The following is a 12597-nucleotide window of genomic DNA, read 5'->3' on the forward strand; positions in this document are numbered from 1 at the left end:
AGCCCCTCGCCTCCGGAAAAATCCTTCGACCTGGTCGTAACATGCAGGCAACGTCTGTGCGACAAAGCGCAAGGCGAGACGGCTTCCGAGATCAAGCTCGTTCCTGTGCGGTATCGCGAGGTAGCGATCGGAAGTCTCAAGGTCGTCAGGGATCTCCTCGTCGAACGCGTCACTGGAATCGGAAGTCCACCAGATCTTGCCCGTATCGAGCGAGACATACGCGTTATGCTCCGCTGGCGCCGCGCAGCTGACAAAGTCGAACGCCATGGAAAGATCGTCGTGCCTGACTGCGACCATGGCTCTCCTCCGCCTGGGTTACAACCATTCGAGGCGCCGGTTCGCAAACCGGCTCGAGGCCAGGGATGGCCGCCCGTTTGCCGCGTCGGCACCGCGACTCAAAGCTCGTCGCTCGGGTCAGCGATCTCGAGCCGGAACTGCCATCCTTCCATGCTCGTGAGCATTCGCCCAAGATCGTCCCATGAGACCTCCTTGCCGTCGACGACCACCAGTGGCAGGTGGCCCGGCTGGGATTCGTCCCATTCGATACGCCCGCGCACCGTGCTGTCAATGATCCGGCGCTCATGAAAATCGACGTGCCTGACCGACAGCGCGCGACGAACCTTCTCGACGAGGCGCCCGAGCAGCACGAATACATCGTCGTCAGCTTCGCCGATCAGCTGGAACCGGTAACCGGCGGGAAGCTCACCTCGAAGCTCGAAGCCATCCAGCGCAATCCGGGCGCCCAGGAGCCGGAGCTGGAAATGGAACTGGTGGGCTTCCCCCTCGCAGTCAATCAGCTGGATGGGGTCAAGCCGGACGTTCTCGAAATCGGTGAATCCGGCGGACTCGGCAATCCTGGCATTGAAGCACGAAGTGCAGAGTAACTCGTAGCGGCCATCGCCGGAGCCGCAGTGGATGGTGTCCCAGGGCGGCGTCTGGCTGCCGCATTGTTCGCATCGCTTGTGTGCCATGTCGTGCCTGCTGTAACGTTTTCCCTGCGATCGCCAGGATGTTGATTTCCGGTTGCCGTTTTCGACACTATTGATCGGACGTTGGCGGCAACACGCGGCCCGCGAAGGCGTATTGGGGTGCGCAGTAGCTGGCGAACGGATACCGCTATTTTGACAGACACGACGAGCTGCGCCTAACTGATGCCAGGTGTCTGGTGCCATGTGACCAGCAAGGCGGGCAAGCGAACGCGGTTTGCGCGAAGAGGTTCAGGCGGCCGAGGCGCGTGCCTGGGCGGAAAAGAACGCGGACTTCATCGCTGAAATGAATGCACGTATCGAGCGTGACGGCTTGCCCCTGGAAGAATATCGGATGTTTTGATGGCGCGTTTTGATCTTTACGACAACCCTTCGGAAAGATCCAGGGCCAAGTCACCTTTTCTGCTCGACGTGCAAAGCGATCATCTCGGCAATCTCATATCGCGCGTAGTCATTCCCTTGACGCGAGTAGCCGGCAATTACACCGCGAGCAAGGTTGCGCAGGATCTCTCGCCCATCATTGAGATCGAGGGAGAACAGTTCGTGCTGGAAACGCCGTTGCTCGGCGCATTCAGGACAACCGATCTCGGCCCCGCGATTGGCACGCTCAAAGATGAACGGGACCGGATCAGTGCCGCGCTAGACCGTCTATTCGGCGCTTACTGAGCCATCCTGAATATCTCACAGAGTCTTCCAATCTCTCGAGTACGATGTGTATGAAATGGGGCGAACCATTGTCGGCGGCCGCCATCCCACGATCTCTGTTATTGACCTGTAACGTGCGTGAGTTCACGAGCATGACGATCGTCTGAACCTTGACGCCGGCGGCGATCATGGTGCGCCTCATATCGCGGCAGTCACCGAAGTGGCAGCGGTCAATCCATTGGCTCATGCGACGATTCCATAAAAAGGGAATGGGAGATCGTGGTGGAAGACGAGATCTACGCAACTCACACGCACATCGCACGAGTTCGCGTGATGAAGACGGTTGCCGGCTCTTATCGCGGAATCGTTCATCTGCGAGAAGTGGGAGCCGAACCTGACTCGGACGATCCGCACGAAACCGAAATCGAATTTCCAAGCGAGGATCGGGCGCGAGAGGCAGCGCGCGCCCTCGCTAACAAGCTGCTTAAAGAACAAGTACCCTGAATCTCCACTCCGACCATCAGAAAGCCGGCAACCGCCAAAAGCGACGAAAGTGGCAACGGCGATAGCCATGTGGACTTGTCGAAACTGCAATGCGAGATTTGCCGTCGATGAAGTCGAAACCCAAACCGACGAAAGTAAATTTATTCCCGACTGTGACTACCGAAACAGGCTGGTGAATGTAGGTCTAGACGCGACGGGACGCCCGCAGCTTATCCAGCGCGATAAGGGGTATTCGTACCTTTCGTGCAATCTCTGGCGGTCAGTTTCAAAAAATCCTTATTTATCAGCGGCTTGAATAATCATCGTTTCGATGAGCCGCTCAGGGGCGGGAGAGACTTGCTGGACGGGGCTCGGCGGGCAATGGGCGCCAGAAATTGCACGAAAGGTACGAATACCCCGGATAGCTTCGATTAGCAGAAGTGTTGCGCCGGCGTCTTCGACGGCTTTCGCATCAGCCTTCATGCGGCCAACCCGTCCTGCGTCTTACCTTGCACCTTGAAGCCGCGCAGTTCGTGCTTTCTTGCAAATAGCTAGATATTTCAATTATCGAAAAAATCACGTGATCGCCTGGAAGACTGCGAGCACAAGATAGCATTGCACGCCTCTGCCAGTGCCCGACTCTCTATGGAGAAACGACTGGATTCGACGACACCCGGCGTCCACGGGCAGCATTGTACTCAGCAATGGGCCGAGGGCTTGCCTGTTCCGGGGTAACAGACCTATGCCGTCAGATAACTGCGTTAGGGAGATCTTTCCATCAGAACCAGAAGGCGATTAAGCGCGCTCGCCGGCCTTCTTGCCATTCAGGAATGCCGCGCTTGTCGTCGAACTTGGCGTCGTTCCTGCTCGTGTCGGCAAGGCACGTTAGGCGATCAGCTGACACGCGGGCCGCCATTGTACGGACCTCCTGCCTGGACGCAGAAATGGCGGCGAACTATGCTGAAAGCGTTCACGCCCCGGGATGCCGCTGCCGATACGCGACGACCGGTGCTGCCAGGAAATTCCGCTGCTGGCTGACACATGAACTGCATCACGCTGTTTCTATGCGGGGATGTGATGTTGGGGCGCGGCATCGATCAGATACTGAAGCATCCCAGCCGGCCCCGTCTCTTCGAGCACTATGTCCGATCGGCGAAAGACTATGTGAGCCTCGCCGAGGCGAATGCCGGCCCGTTGCCGGAACGTGTCCCGCTCGACTACGTTTGGGGCGATGCGCGGCGCGAACTTGATCGCATAAGTCCCGACGCGCGCATCATCAATCTGGAGACCGCCGTCACGTCCAGCGAGGACGCATGGCCCGGGAAGGGCATCCACTATCGCATCCATCCCGCCAATTCGCCTGTCCTGAGCGCAGCAAAAATCGACTGCTGCTCGCTCGCGAATAATCACGTGCTTGACTGGGGCTACCGCGGTCTGACGGAAACCCTAAGTACCTTGCGTGCCGCCGGCATTCATACAGCCGGCGCGGGACAGGACGCCGTCGAGGCGGCCACGCCGGCCCTGATCGAACTCGCGGGCCAAGGCCGGGTGGTGGTCTTCGCCTTCGCGACGGAATGCAGCGGTGTGGGCGAGGACTGGGCTGCCGGCCGGGGCCGTCCCGGCGTGAATCGGCTTGAAGATTTTTCCGCCGAATCCGTGCGCGCAATCGCGACGCAGGTGCGTAGGGTCAAGCAGCCCGCCGATGTCGTTGTCGTCTCGATCCATTGGGGCGCGAACTTCGATTTCGACATACCGGCGTCGCACCGGCGCTTCGCACACGATCTCGTCGATTCGGCTGCGGTGGACGTGGTGCACGGTCATTCGTCGCACCACGTGAAGGGCATTGAGGTGTATCAGGACAAGCTCATCCTGTACGGCGCCGGGGACTTCATCAACGACTATGAAGGTATTCGCAGTCAGAAAGCGTATCGCGGCGATCTCTCGCTGATGTATTTCCCCGTCGTCGAGGTCGCTACGGGCAAGCTGGTCGAACTGTCGATGACGCCCACGCAGACACGCCGCTTCCGCGTCAACCGGGCGCCTGAAGAAGGCATACGATGGCTGGAAGGAACGCTCAATCGAGAAAGCAGGCCGTTAGGTGCCGCGGTTGAGCGGCGCGCAGACGACACACTTGTGCTGCGTGCATTCGCTTAGGCGCTGTGCATCCGCAGCAGCTCGTGTGCCTCGCCAGCCCGGCCGGCTAACGCCGGTGGGTGCAGCATCACGCGTTGCCACGCGAGTTGCCAAGGTAGCGCTCGAACCACTGCACAGCGAGCCGCGCGACGGCTTCCAGCGTGCCGGGCTCCTCAAACAGGTGCGTCGCGCCGGGAACGATTACCAGATCCTTCGGGCCTTCGAGCACGGCGAACGCCGCGCGATTGAGTTCGATGATGTGAGCATCGAGCCCGCCGACCACCAGCAACGTGGGCGCGTGCACTGACGAGAGCACGCCGCGTCCGGCGAGATCGGGCCTCCCGCCTCGCGAAACGATGGCCTGGATCGGAACAGACGATACCCGCGCCGCGCGGATCGCCGCAGCGGCGCCCGTGCTCGCGCCGAAGTAGCCAATGGATAGCGGTGGTGTCTCCCGCGCCGCGATCGATTCCGTCGCTTGCGCGAGACGCGTTGCTAGCAGATCGATGTCGAAGCGGGCAGCCGGGCCGGTGTCTTCCTGCTCGGAGAGCAGGTCCATCAGCATCGTTCCGATGCTGGCCCGATTGAGTTCGGCGGCCACATACCGGTTGCGTGGGCTGAACCGCGAGCTGCCACTGCCGTGCGCGAACAGAACCAGTGAGCGAGCGTTCTGCGGCAGCGTAAGCGTGCCCATCAGACGCGCGCCCTCCACGCGAATCGTGACCTCCTGCATAGTTAGCCGAGATTCCATGGCATCCTCCCTTCGCCAGTCAGCGCATGCCGTCCCGCCCCAATATCTGGGCGCCTCGCAAGGCTTCGCTCACGACGGGTCGATCCTGCTGCTTTGTAAAACCTATACTTGACACATGCCCGTCGAACTCGAATCGCGCGCGAGTTAAATTCTTAATCGGCGGGCATGTAATCAGACGGAAGGCCTTCGCGATTCCACCGTTGTGTGTGGCGTTCAGAACACATCAACCTTGTCCATGATCACCCTCACCTCTTCCGAACTCATGCTGTTACGGCAAAGGCTCTGCGAGCGCCGTCGTGAGTTGCTGGCGACGCTGCACGGCGAATACGGAGATCTCGCCGGAGCCCGACCGCCCGAAGCGCTGGGCCCCGAGTCGCATCCCGACGAGACCGCATCGCGCAAGGCGGACGACGAGTTGCGCGCTGCCCTCGCGCGGCACGATTTCCATGAACTGCAGCAGATCGACGGAGCGCTGGCACGCATCGGCGCCGGCCTCTACGGCGCATGCGTCGAATGCGGGGAGCCGATCGGTTATGAGCGACTTGCCGCCGCGCCCTACACGGCCCGATGCGTTTCGTGCCAGACCGCGTTTGAACGACACCGCGCGACCCGCTACTAAGAGGCCGATCAGCTACGAAATGACTTCCTGGTGCGCAGACGCAGTAGCCCCCGCCCATAGACAGTTCAATGGTATCCGGAACACCTATCGGCGGGTGCCGCCGTCGGAAATGTCGAAGCAAGTCGCGTTTTCACACATGCGGGCATTGGCATTCAACGATGGCCAGTAAAGTATGGGCAATCGGCAAAGGCACGTGTTTGCGCAGAACGTCGCCGTTCCTGAGCAAGACAACACCCGCGCAAGCAATCGGATTGTCCTCGGGTGGGTCACGCAAATTCAGGGAAACAGTATCGCGGAGTAGTTGCGCGCGCTGTGCAGGACGTGAATAACGTCGATGCGCTCGGGAGGCTCGCCAACGACACGATAGAAAATCTGGTGACCGCCGTGAACCTGGTGACGCACGCCGAGGTCTTCGTAGCGCGGCACAATCGGGAACGCAAGGTACACGTCGACAAGCCGCCGGCACTTGTCACGCAGCTCGCGCACGAAACTCAGCGCACGACGGGGATTGTCGCGGGCCAGGTAATCGCCGATCGCCTCAAGGTCGGCCTCCGCGTCAGGAAGAATCTGGACAATCATTGCCTCGTGCTCGCCATCGAATGGTACTTTGCTTCAAGTCGGTCTAACACGTCCCTGGCAGGCTTGCCCCTTCCGGCCTCCGAATCGACAATGCCGCGATCGATGATCGCATCCAGCGCCTTGAGTTGCAGTTCGCGATCCTGAATGAGCTTCACGCCTTCGCGTAATACCTCGCTTTCAGAGCCGTAGCGACCCGACTCAACCAACTTCGCGACATAGCCCTCAACCCGTTGCCCAAGATCGGCGTTGATCATAGCTATACCCCGGAAAATTCATTCGCCAGACCATCCCCTATGTATTATAGGGCGATGCGGCGCAGCCGGTCCGCGCACCGACGCGGCCGGATTGTCCGGGAGTACGCGGTGTCGATATCGGAGGCTACTTCGGATCATCGGGCATTCGGCAAGTTCCGAAGAACACTGGCCATTGGAATGACGTCTTTCGGTGTTGTGCGAACGCGACCGCTCGCGAAAGCAACCTCGTTGTGAACAGCATTCAACCGTCTTGCGGGTGCGAACGGCGATAGGCCTTTCGCAATATTTGCGGCATTAAAGGCTACGCAGATTGGTGCGCCGTTGGATGACCGCGTCAGCCGCACGGCAAACAAGCAGCGCACGCGACGCACAACATAGCCGGACTCGCATGCCCGCCGACAGGCTTACTGATGGCCACCACGTATATTGCCGGCCACGGCGCCTGCCGCGCCGCCGACGATCGCGCCGGTCCACGCATTCCCGCCCGCGATCGCCGCGATCCCTGCACCGCCGGCCGCACCTATCGCCGCGCCACTCCCCGTTCCCTGCTGCCGTGGAGTCATATCCGTGCAGCCGATCACGACAATCAGGGCGCTGATGCTTCCGATCCATCCAGGTCGCTTCATGTTCGCATTCCTTACTGCTTCTGCTTCAGGCTAGGGACGACCATCTGAAACCAGAGGGTCTCAATCACCGGATGCTGGACCGTCATGGGATTGGCCGCGTAATAGTCATCCAGCCCCTGACGTACGCTGTCGAGCGTCTTGCCTTGCATGCCCTTGCTGAAACGCCGTGTGATATCGCTTTTGTTCGCCGCAGCGCCAGCGTAAGCGCGCTCGATGTCCAGCAGATTGGCGATGCCGATGAGATACGCTTTCTTCTCTGCCTCTGACGACGCCATCCATTGCTGGCCTGTGACAATCGGAATGCCTTCCGCGCGCGCAACGGCGCAATCTTCAGGATAGCCTCACCGGATAAGGAAACAATCATGGAATGAAAGGAATTGATGCAGCACGCTTAAATGTGCGGCACCTTTCTTATAAAACCTTCGTGAATTAATTGAATTAAATGCAATTTCACATATGCTGTTTCGATAGTCGTGCGATGGTCCAAACCAGCAGTCCTCTCGCCGGAGGTCACGGCCAATGAGTTCCGTCATCATCACCCTGCTCGTGCTCCTGGGCATCGGGCTGCTGCTTGCGCTCTGGCTCATGGGCATCTACAACGGGCTGGTAGTCGCCCGGAACCGCTTCGCGAACGCCTTCGCCCAGATCGACGTGCAGCTCAAACGCCGCTACGAGCTGATTCCGAATCTGGTCGAAGCCGTCAAGGGCTACATGGTTCACGAGAGGGAGACGCTCGACGCCGTCGTCAAGGCCCGGAACAGCGCGATCGCGGCCGAGCAGAAGGTCGCCGCCAACCCCAGCGACGGGGCGGCCATGAGGGAGCTTAACCAGGCCGAGACCCAGCTTGGCGGCATCCTGGGCCGTCTATTTGCTCTGTCCGAGGCGTACCCGGACCTCAAGGCCAACCAGAACATGCTCGCCCTGCAGGAGGAGCTGACCTCGACAGAGAACAAGATCGGCTTCGCCCGGCAAGCGTTCAACGACGCCGCCACCTTGTACAACATCCGGCGCGAGGTCTTCCCGGCTGTCACGGTGGCCGGGATGGTCGGCTTCAAGGAGGCGGCGCTGCTCGAAACCGCAGAGACCGAGCGCGCCGCGCCCAAGGTGTCGTTCCGCTAACCCGGATCCGCCACGGCTCTGTACGATTCATGCTCCCAAAGTCGCGCCGAACATGGCCACCGATTTCTTTCAGCAGCAGGATTCCGCCCGACGCAAGACCTTCCAGCTGGTGGTCTATTTCGTCCTGGCGATCCTGATTTTGATCGCCCTCGTGTACGTGCTGTTGGTGGCGCTCAGCATGTATGGCACCCACGAGCCAGTGTCCTGGTGGCAGCCGGAACTGCTCTTGCTCGCGGCGCCCGGTGTGGGCATTGTGGTCGGCGGTGCCAGTGCGTTCAAGGTGGCCCAGCTCGGTTCTGGCGGGCAGGCCGTCGCCCTGATGTTGGGCGGCAAGGAGGTGCCCGGCACGACCACCGACGCGCGGCAGAAGCGGCTGCTCAACGTCGTCGAGGAAATGGCCCTTGCCGCGGGCGTGCCGGTGCCCCCCGTTTATCTTCTGGAGGAGCCCGGCATCAATGCCTTCGCGGCCGGCTATGCCCCGGGCGATGCCGTGGTCGCTGTCTCCCAGGGCTGCCTCAACTACCTGACCCGCGACGAACTGCAGGGCGTGGTGGCCCACGAGTTCAGCCACATCCTCAATGGCGACATGCGGCTCAATATCCGGCTGATCGGCCTGATCTTCGGGATCATGGCGTTGTCCATCATCGGCCGCAGCCTCATGTTCGCGTCCCGCGGACGTTCGTCGGGAAGGCAGGATTCCCATGGCGGCCTGGTCCTGGTGGGTCTGGGCGTGTTTGTGCTGGGGCTGGTGGGAGCGTTCTTCGGCCGCCTGATCATGGCGGCGGTGTCCCGGCAGCGCGAGTACCTGGCTGACACCAGTGCCGTCCAGTTCACGCGCAACCCCGACGGCATCGGCGGGGCGCTCAAGAAGATCGGCGGGCTGGCCGAGGGGTCACGCATCGAGAACCCCCAGGCCGCCGAGGCGGGTCACATGTTTTTCGCCAACGCCTTCGCCGGCAAGGGGCTCGCCGGACTGCTTGCCACCCATCCGCCCCTGGTCGATCGCATCCGCCGGCTCAATCCCCAATTCGACGGCCAGTTCCCGGAGGTGCGGCCGGTCGGTGTCGATCAGGAAGAACTCGAAGGCCCCCGCCCCAGCCGCGTCCCGCCGTTCGCCGGGGCTCCGACGTTGCCGGCGCTGCCGCAGGTGCCGGTGCCCGTCTTGGGGTTCGCCGACGAAGCGGCGTCCCGGGTCGGCCACGTCGATCCGGAAGTGATGAGTTACGCCCAGTCGCTGCACGACGCCATGCCCGACGCGCTCCGGGTTGCGGCCCAGGAGCCGTTCAGTGCTCGCGCCCTGGTCTACGCCCTTCTCCTGGACCCGCGGGCGGACCTGCGGGAACTTCAGCTGACCCGGCTGAAGGCCGGCGTCGAGCCGCGAGACTTCGCCGAAACCTTGCGGCTGGTCGCCCCTGCCCAGGCTCTGCCGGACACGCATCGGCTGCCCCTCCTCGACCTGGCCCTGCCAGCCCTGCGGCAGATGTCGCCCCAACAGCACCGGGCTTTCCGCGCCCAGGTCGAGGTGCTCATGGTCGCCGACCAGCGGCTGAGCCTGTTCGAGTACACGCTCCGCTGTGTGCTGCATCGCCATCTCGACGCCCAGTTCCTGCTTCATCGGCAGACGCGTCCAGTGCACCGCTCGCCGCAAAAACTGGCGCACCCGGTGGCGACGGTGTTGGCGCTATTGGCCTGGGAAGGCCAGCCGGAACCCGATCAAGCCTCCCGGGCTTTCGATACGGGCATGCGCAGCCACATCGGCGGCGACCACACCCACCGCTTGCCGCCCCGCGAGGAATGCTCCCTCGCCGAGTTCGACGCGGCCCTGCAAACGCTCAATCAATCCGTCCCTGCCATCAAGCGCCGGATCGTCGCCGCCTGCGCGGGCTGCATCCTGGCGAACCAGCAGCTCACCGTGCGCGAAGCGGAGCTGCTGCGCGCCATTTGCGATACGCTCGACTGCCCGCTCCCGCCGCTCGGCGTGGTGGAAGCGGAAGGACGAACAACGGCATTGCAGCCACGCGGTCTATGAGCGATGGTATGCGGTCCTTTAAGGACGCCCTGGCAATGAACGAGTGATTCTCTGATGCTAGCGGCTCGCGCAGCCCCCGATCGTTGGATGACTGACGTGCCCTGCCCGGCCCTCCACCGCGCGGCGGACCTCAGGCCAATTGCCTGCCGCGCACAGCGCCACTCCGTCGTTCAACTCATCGATGCTGACTTCGCTTCTGCTGGCCGCGTTCCCCGGCGCGGTACCTGGCCCCGCGTCGATGGCGGCTACATCATCGTACGGATGTTGGGCTAGCCCACACGCGTCTCGCCAGACGACATTGTGGCCACTTCGTCGATGGCGATCGCGTGCGTCGGTACAGGCAGCGTCGGATCGGGCCGCAACGCACGCTACCCCCGTCGTGCCCGACCATCTCGTTCAGCTTCGCGACGGCGGCATGCTCGGGTCGCATCAATTGTTGACTCGACACGTGCAGGTCGGTTTCCCAGTCCTGCTGTTCGCTTTCGCGCCTGGTCCGATCGCGAAAAGCGCTCTCCATGTGTAGCACGCGGGCTCGCAACAAGCGTTGGAGCAACCGCCAGGCATGCGGGTGCGACCGCGTCGCTCAACAGTCGCACCGATAGCAGGCCGGTTGCGCAACCTGGCTCGGGACTAGAAAAATCTTCCACCAAACGATCGCTATACGCATGCTTTTGGAAACACTTTCCATTCTGACAAAACTAAGCTTGCCATCAGTCGAGCCGAATTCGTAACCGTGAACGGTGCGCCCCGATCTCTGTGCGAAACCTGAGCTTCGCGCGCGTCAATCGTCGTTCAAACCTGAAAGCACAACATCGATTCTTATTCTTACCAACGGAGACAAAGATGAAGCCGTGCAAACCGCTGTTTATGTCAGCACTGGTTGCTACGCTGTTCGGCATCGCGACCGCAACCGTGCATGCAGGCGATCTGCTCGACACGGTGAAACAGGCCGGCGTGCTGAAGGTCGCGCTCGAAGGCACCTACCCGCCGTTCGATTACCGCAACAGCGACGGGCAGCTCGAAGGATTCGACGTCGACGTCGCGAAGGCTGTCGCCGCGCGGCTCGGGGTCAAGCCTCAGTTCGTCACGACCGAATGGAGCGGTATTCTCGCCGGCCTTCAGGCCGGCAAGTTCGACGTGATCGTCAACCAGGTTGCAATCACGCCGGCACGCCAGCAGGCGCTCAACTTCAGCCAGCCCTACGTGTACTCGGCCGCGCAACTGCTGCAGCGCGAGAACGATACTCGCGCGTTCAAGTCGCTGGACGACCTGAAGAACCTCAAGATGGGCGTCGTGCTCGGCAGCAACTATGCGGAGCTCGTGAAAACGGTGCCCGCGATTAACGCGCAGATTTATCCCGGAGAGTCTGAGATTCTGCGCGACCTCGCGACGGGCCGGCTCGATGCCGCAGTGAACGATCGCCTGATGGTTCCTTACCTGATCAAGACCACGCATCTGCCGCTGCGTGCGAGCGGCGTAATCCCGGGCGCGGACACGAAGATGGGCATCCCGTTCCGCAAGGGCAATCCGAAGTTCGAGAAAGCCATCGACGACGCACTCGCTTCGATGCGCGAGGACGGCACGCTCAAGAAGATCTCGATGCAATGGTTCGGCGCCGACGTCTCTGCCGCAAATACCCACTAACCAACGCTACGCGCGCACCGGCATGCACCGCACCGCCGGCGCGCCCGACAACGATCTGGAGTCGAGTTCATGGACGCATTTGATCTGGTCGTGCGCACCCTTCCCGTCCTCGCAGCGGGCGCCGTGCTCACAATGAAATTCGCAATCGCATCGATGGTGCTGGGGCTGATCGTCGGCCTTTTGGTCGCGATCGTACGAATTGGCAACAACCGGTTCCTGTCCTCGATCGCGCAAGGCTATGTCAGCCTGATGCGCGGCACGCCGCTCCTCGTGCAGATGTTCGTCGTGTATTACGGGCTGCCCGACGTCGGTATCTCGCTCGATCCAACCTCAGCCGGCATTCTCACGCTGACGCTGAACGCCGGCGCGTACCTGTCCGAGAGCATGCGCGGCGCGATCCTTGGCATCGGCCGCGGCCAGTGGGCCGCATCGCACAGCCTGGGTCTCACGCACGTTCAGACACTGCGCTACGTTGTCTGCCCGCAGGCGCTGCGCCTGGCGGTCCCGAGCCTTTCTAACACCCTGATCAGCCTGGTCAAGGATACCTCGCTCGTCTCCGTCATCACTGTCACTGAACTGTTGCGCTCGGCGCAGGAAGTCATCGCCTCGACCTTCCAGCCGCTGCCACTGTATCTCGCCGCCGCGGCGATCTACTGGGTGCTCAGCACGTTGCTCGCGTGGCTCCAGGGCCGCATCGAAACACGCTGTGCACTGCCGTCGACGCATTGA

The 12597-nt window shown here is 61.8% G+C and carries 15 protein-coding genes and 1 pseudogene; 9 read left to right on the forward strand and 7 right to left on the reverse strand.

Annotated features, from left to right (window positions below):
• Both M3I54_RS36725 and M3I54_RS36730 read right to left on the reverse strand, forming a co-directional pair.
• Nucleotides 1-297 (reverse strand): hypothetical protein (locus M3I54_RS36725; protein WP_254344618.1); only part of this gene is annotated, 297 nt, incomplete at its 3' end.
• 98 nt (nucleotides 298-395) lie between these two features.
• Nucleotides 396-971, reverse strand: coding sequence for a hypothetical protein (locus tag M3I54_RS36730; protein WP_254344620.1), 576 nt, complete (start codon nucleotides 969-971; stop codon nucleotides 396-398).
• A gap of 229 nt (nucleotides 972-1200) precedes the next feature.
• Here M3I54_RS36730 and M3I54_RS36735 point away from each other — a divergent pair.
• From M3I54_RS36735 to M3I54_RS36750, 4 genes and pseudogenes are all read left to right on the forward strand, one after another.
• Nucleotides 1201-1329, forward strand: a pseudogene (locus tag M3I54_RS36735) (type II toxin-antitoxin system CcdA family antitoxin); the annotation flags it as partial.
• Nucleotides 1329-1652, forward strand: coding sequence for a CcdB family protein (locus tag M3I54_RS36740; protein WP_254344622.1), 324 nt, complete (start codon nucleotides 1329-1331; stop codon nucleotides 1650-1652). The pseudogene M3I54_RS36735 and the gene M3I54_RS36740, both read left to right, overlap by 1 nt.
• 261 nt (nucleotides 1653-1913) lie before the next feature.
• Nucleotides 1914-2135, forward strand: coding sequence for a hypothetical protein (locus tag M3I54_RS36745; RefSeq protein ID WP_254344623.1), 222 nt, complete (start codon nucleotides 1914-1916; stop codon nucleotides 2133-2135).
• Between the two features lie 1020 nt (nucleotides 2136-3155).
• Nucleotides 3156-4268, forward strand: a complete 1113-nt coding sequence (locus tag M3I54_RS36750; RefSeq protein WP_254344624.1) for a CapA family protein — start codon at nucleotides 3156-3158, stop codon at nucleotides 4266-4268.
• Nucleotides 4269-4335: 67 nt separating this feature from the next.
• Here the strand turns inward: M3I54_RS36750 and M3I54_RS36755 are convergent, their stop codons facing one another.
• Nucleotides 4336-4998, reverse strand: a complete 663-nt coding sequence (locus M3I54_RS36755; protein ID WP_254344625.1) for a dienelactone hydrolase family protein — start codon at nucleotides 4996-4998, stop codon at nucleotides 4336-4338.
• A gap of 235 nt (nucleotides 4999-5233) precedes the next feature.
• Between M3I54_RS36755 and M3I54_RS36760 the strand changes: the two genes are divergently transcribed.
• The gene (locus M3I54_RS36760; protein WP_254344626.1) at nucleotides 5234-5617 is read left to right on the forward strand and encodes a TraR/DksA C4-type zinc finger protein; all 384 of its coding nucleotides are present in this window, start codon (nucleotides 5234-5236) and stop codon (nucleotides 5615-5617) included.
• Nucleotides 5618-5893: 276 nt separating this feature from the next.
• Here M3I54_RS36760 and M3I54_RS36765 read toward each other — a convergent pair whose 3' ends face one another.
• The 4 genes from M3I54_RS36765 to M3I54_RS36780 form a co-directional block, all read right to left on the reverse strand.
• A complete protein-coding gene (locus M3I54_RS36765) occupies nucleotides 5894-6196 on the reverse strand; it encodes a type II toxin-antitoxin system RelE/ParE family toxin (RefSeq protein WP_254344628.1) in 303 nt (100 codons plus the stop codon).
• A complete protein-coding gene (locus M3I54_RS36770; protein WP_254344630.1) occupies nucleotides 6193-6450 on the reverse strand; it encodes a type II toxin-antitoxin system ParD family antitoxin in 258 nt (85 codons plus the stop codon). Before M3I54_RS36770 ends, M3I54_RS36765 begins: the two co-directional genes overlap by 4 nt.
• Nucleotides 6451-6854: 404 nt before the next feature.
• Nucleotides 6855-7076, reverse strand: coding sequence for a hypothetical protein (locus M3I54_RS36775; protein WP_254344633.1), 222 nt, complete (start codon nucleotides 7074-7076; stop codon nucleotides 6855-6857).
• An 11-nt stretch (nucleotides 7077-7087) separates the two neighbouring features.
• Entirely contained in the window at nucleotides 7088-7351 is a 264-nt protein-coding gene (locus tag M3I54_RS36780) for a hypothetical protein (protein WP_254344635.1), read from the reverse strand.
• A 244-nt stretch (nucleotides 7352-7595) separates the two neighbouring features.
• On the opposite strand from M3I54_RS36780, the gene M3I54_RS36785 reads away from it, so the two are divergent.
• The 4 genes from M3I54_RS36785 to M3I54_RS36800 all read left to right on the forward strand — a co-directional run bounded on the left by M3I54_RS36785 (nucleotide 7596) and on the right by M3I54_RS36800 (nucleotide 12597).
• Nucleotides 7596-8195, forward strand: a complete 600-nt coding sequence (locus M3I54_RS36785; protein ID WP_254344637.1) for a LemA family protein — start codon at nucleotides 7596-7598, stop codon at nucleotides 8193-8195.
• A gap of 52 nt (nucleotides 8196-8247) precedes the next feature.
• Nucleotides 8248-10224 (forward strand): M48 family metallopeptidase, encoded by a 1977-nt coding sequence (locus M3I54_RS36790; protein WP_254344639.1) that lies wholly within the window; start codon nucleotides 8248-8250, stop codon nucleotides 10222-10224.
• A gap of 843 nt (nucleotides 10225-11067) precedes the next feature.
• Nucleotides 11068-11868 carry a transporter substrate-binding domain-containing protein gene (locus M3I54_RS36795; protein ID WP_254344640.1) on the forward strand — a complete coding sequence of 267 codons (801 nt, stop codon included), beginning with the start codon at nucleotides 11068-11070 and terminating at the stop codon, nucleotides 11866-11868.
• A gap of 69 nt (nucleotides 11869-11937) precedes the next feature.
• A complete protein-coding gene (locus M3I54_RS36800) occupies nucleotides 11938-12597 on the forward strand; it encodes an amino acid ABC transporter permease (protein WP_254344641.1) in 660 nt (219 codons plus the stop codon).

It is taken from the genome of Paraburkholderia sp. CNPSo 3274, from assembly GCF_024206475.1.
GTDB lineage: Bacteria > Pseudomonadota > Gammaproteobacteria > Burkholderiales > Burkholderiaceae > Paraburkholderia.

Coding starts and splice junctions, on each gene's coding strand:
- M3I54_RS36740 (WP_254344622.1), top strand. CDS start 1,329: ATGGCGCGTTTTGATCTTTACGACAACCCTTCGGAAAGATCCAGGGCC.
- M3I54_RS36755 (WP_254344625.1), bottom strand. CDS start 4,998: ATGGAATCTCGGCTAACTATGCAGGAGGTCACGATTCGCGTGGAGGGC.
- M3I54_RS36770 (WP_254344630.1), bottom strand. CDS start 6,450: ATGATCAACGCCGATCTTGGGCAACGGGTTGAGGGCTATGTCGCGAAG.
- M3I54_RS36730 (WP_254344620.1), bottom strand. CDS start 971: ATGGCACACAAGCGATGCGAACAATGCGGCAGCCAGACGCCGCCCTGG.
- M3I54_RS36760 (WP_254344626.1), top strand. CDS start 5,234: ATGATCACCCTCACCTCTTCCGAACTCATGCTGTTACGGCAAAGGCTC.
- M3I54_RS36795 (WP_254344640.1), top strand. CDS start 11,068: ATGAAGCCGTGCAAACCGCTGTTTATGTCAGCACTGGTTGCTACGCTG.
- M3I54_RS36765 (WP_254344628.1), bottom strand. CDS start 6,196: ATGATTGTCCAGATTCTTCCTGACGCGGAGGCCGACCTTGAGGCGATC.
- M3I54_RS36790 (WP_254344639.1), top strand. CDS start 8,248: ATGGCCACCGATTTCTTTCAGCAGCAGGATTCCGCCCGACGCAAGACC.
- M3I54_RS36800 (WP_254344641.1), top strand. CDS start 11,938: ATGGACGCATTTGATCTGGTCGTGCGCACCCTTCCCGTCCTCGCAGCG.
- M3I54_RS36750 (WP_254344624.1), top strand. CDS start 3,156: ATGAACTGCATCACGCTGTTTCTATGCGGGGATGTGATGTTGGGGCGC.
- M3I54_RS36785 (WP_254344637.1), top strand. CDS start 7,596: ATGAGTTCCGTCATCATCACCCTGCTCGTGCTCCTGGGCATCGGGCTG.
- M3I54_RS36775 (WP_254344633.1), bottom strand. CDS start 7,076: ATGAAGCGACCTGGATGGATCGGAAGCATCAGCGCCCTGATTGTCGTG.
- M3I54_RS36780 (WP_254344635.1), bottom strand. CDS start 7,351: ATGGCGTCGTCAGAGGCAGAGAAGAAAGCGTATCTCATCGGCATCGCC.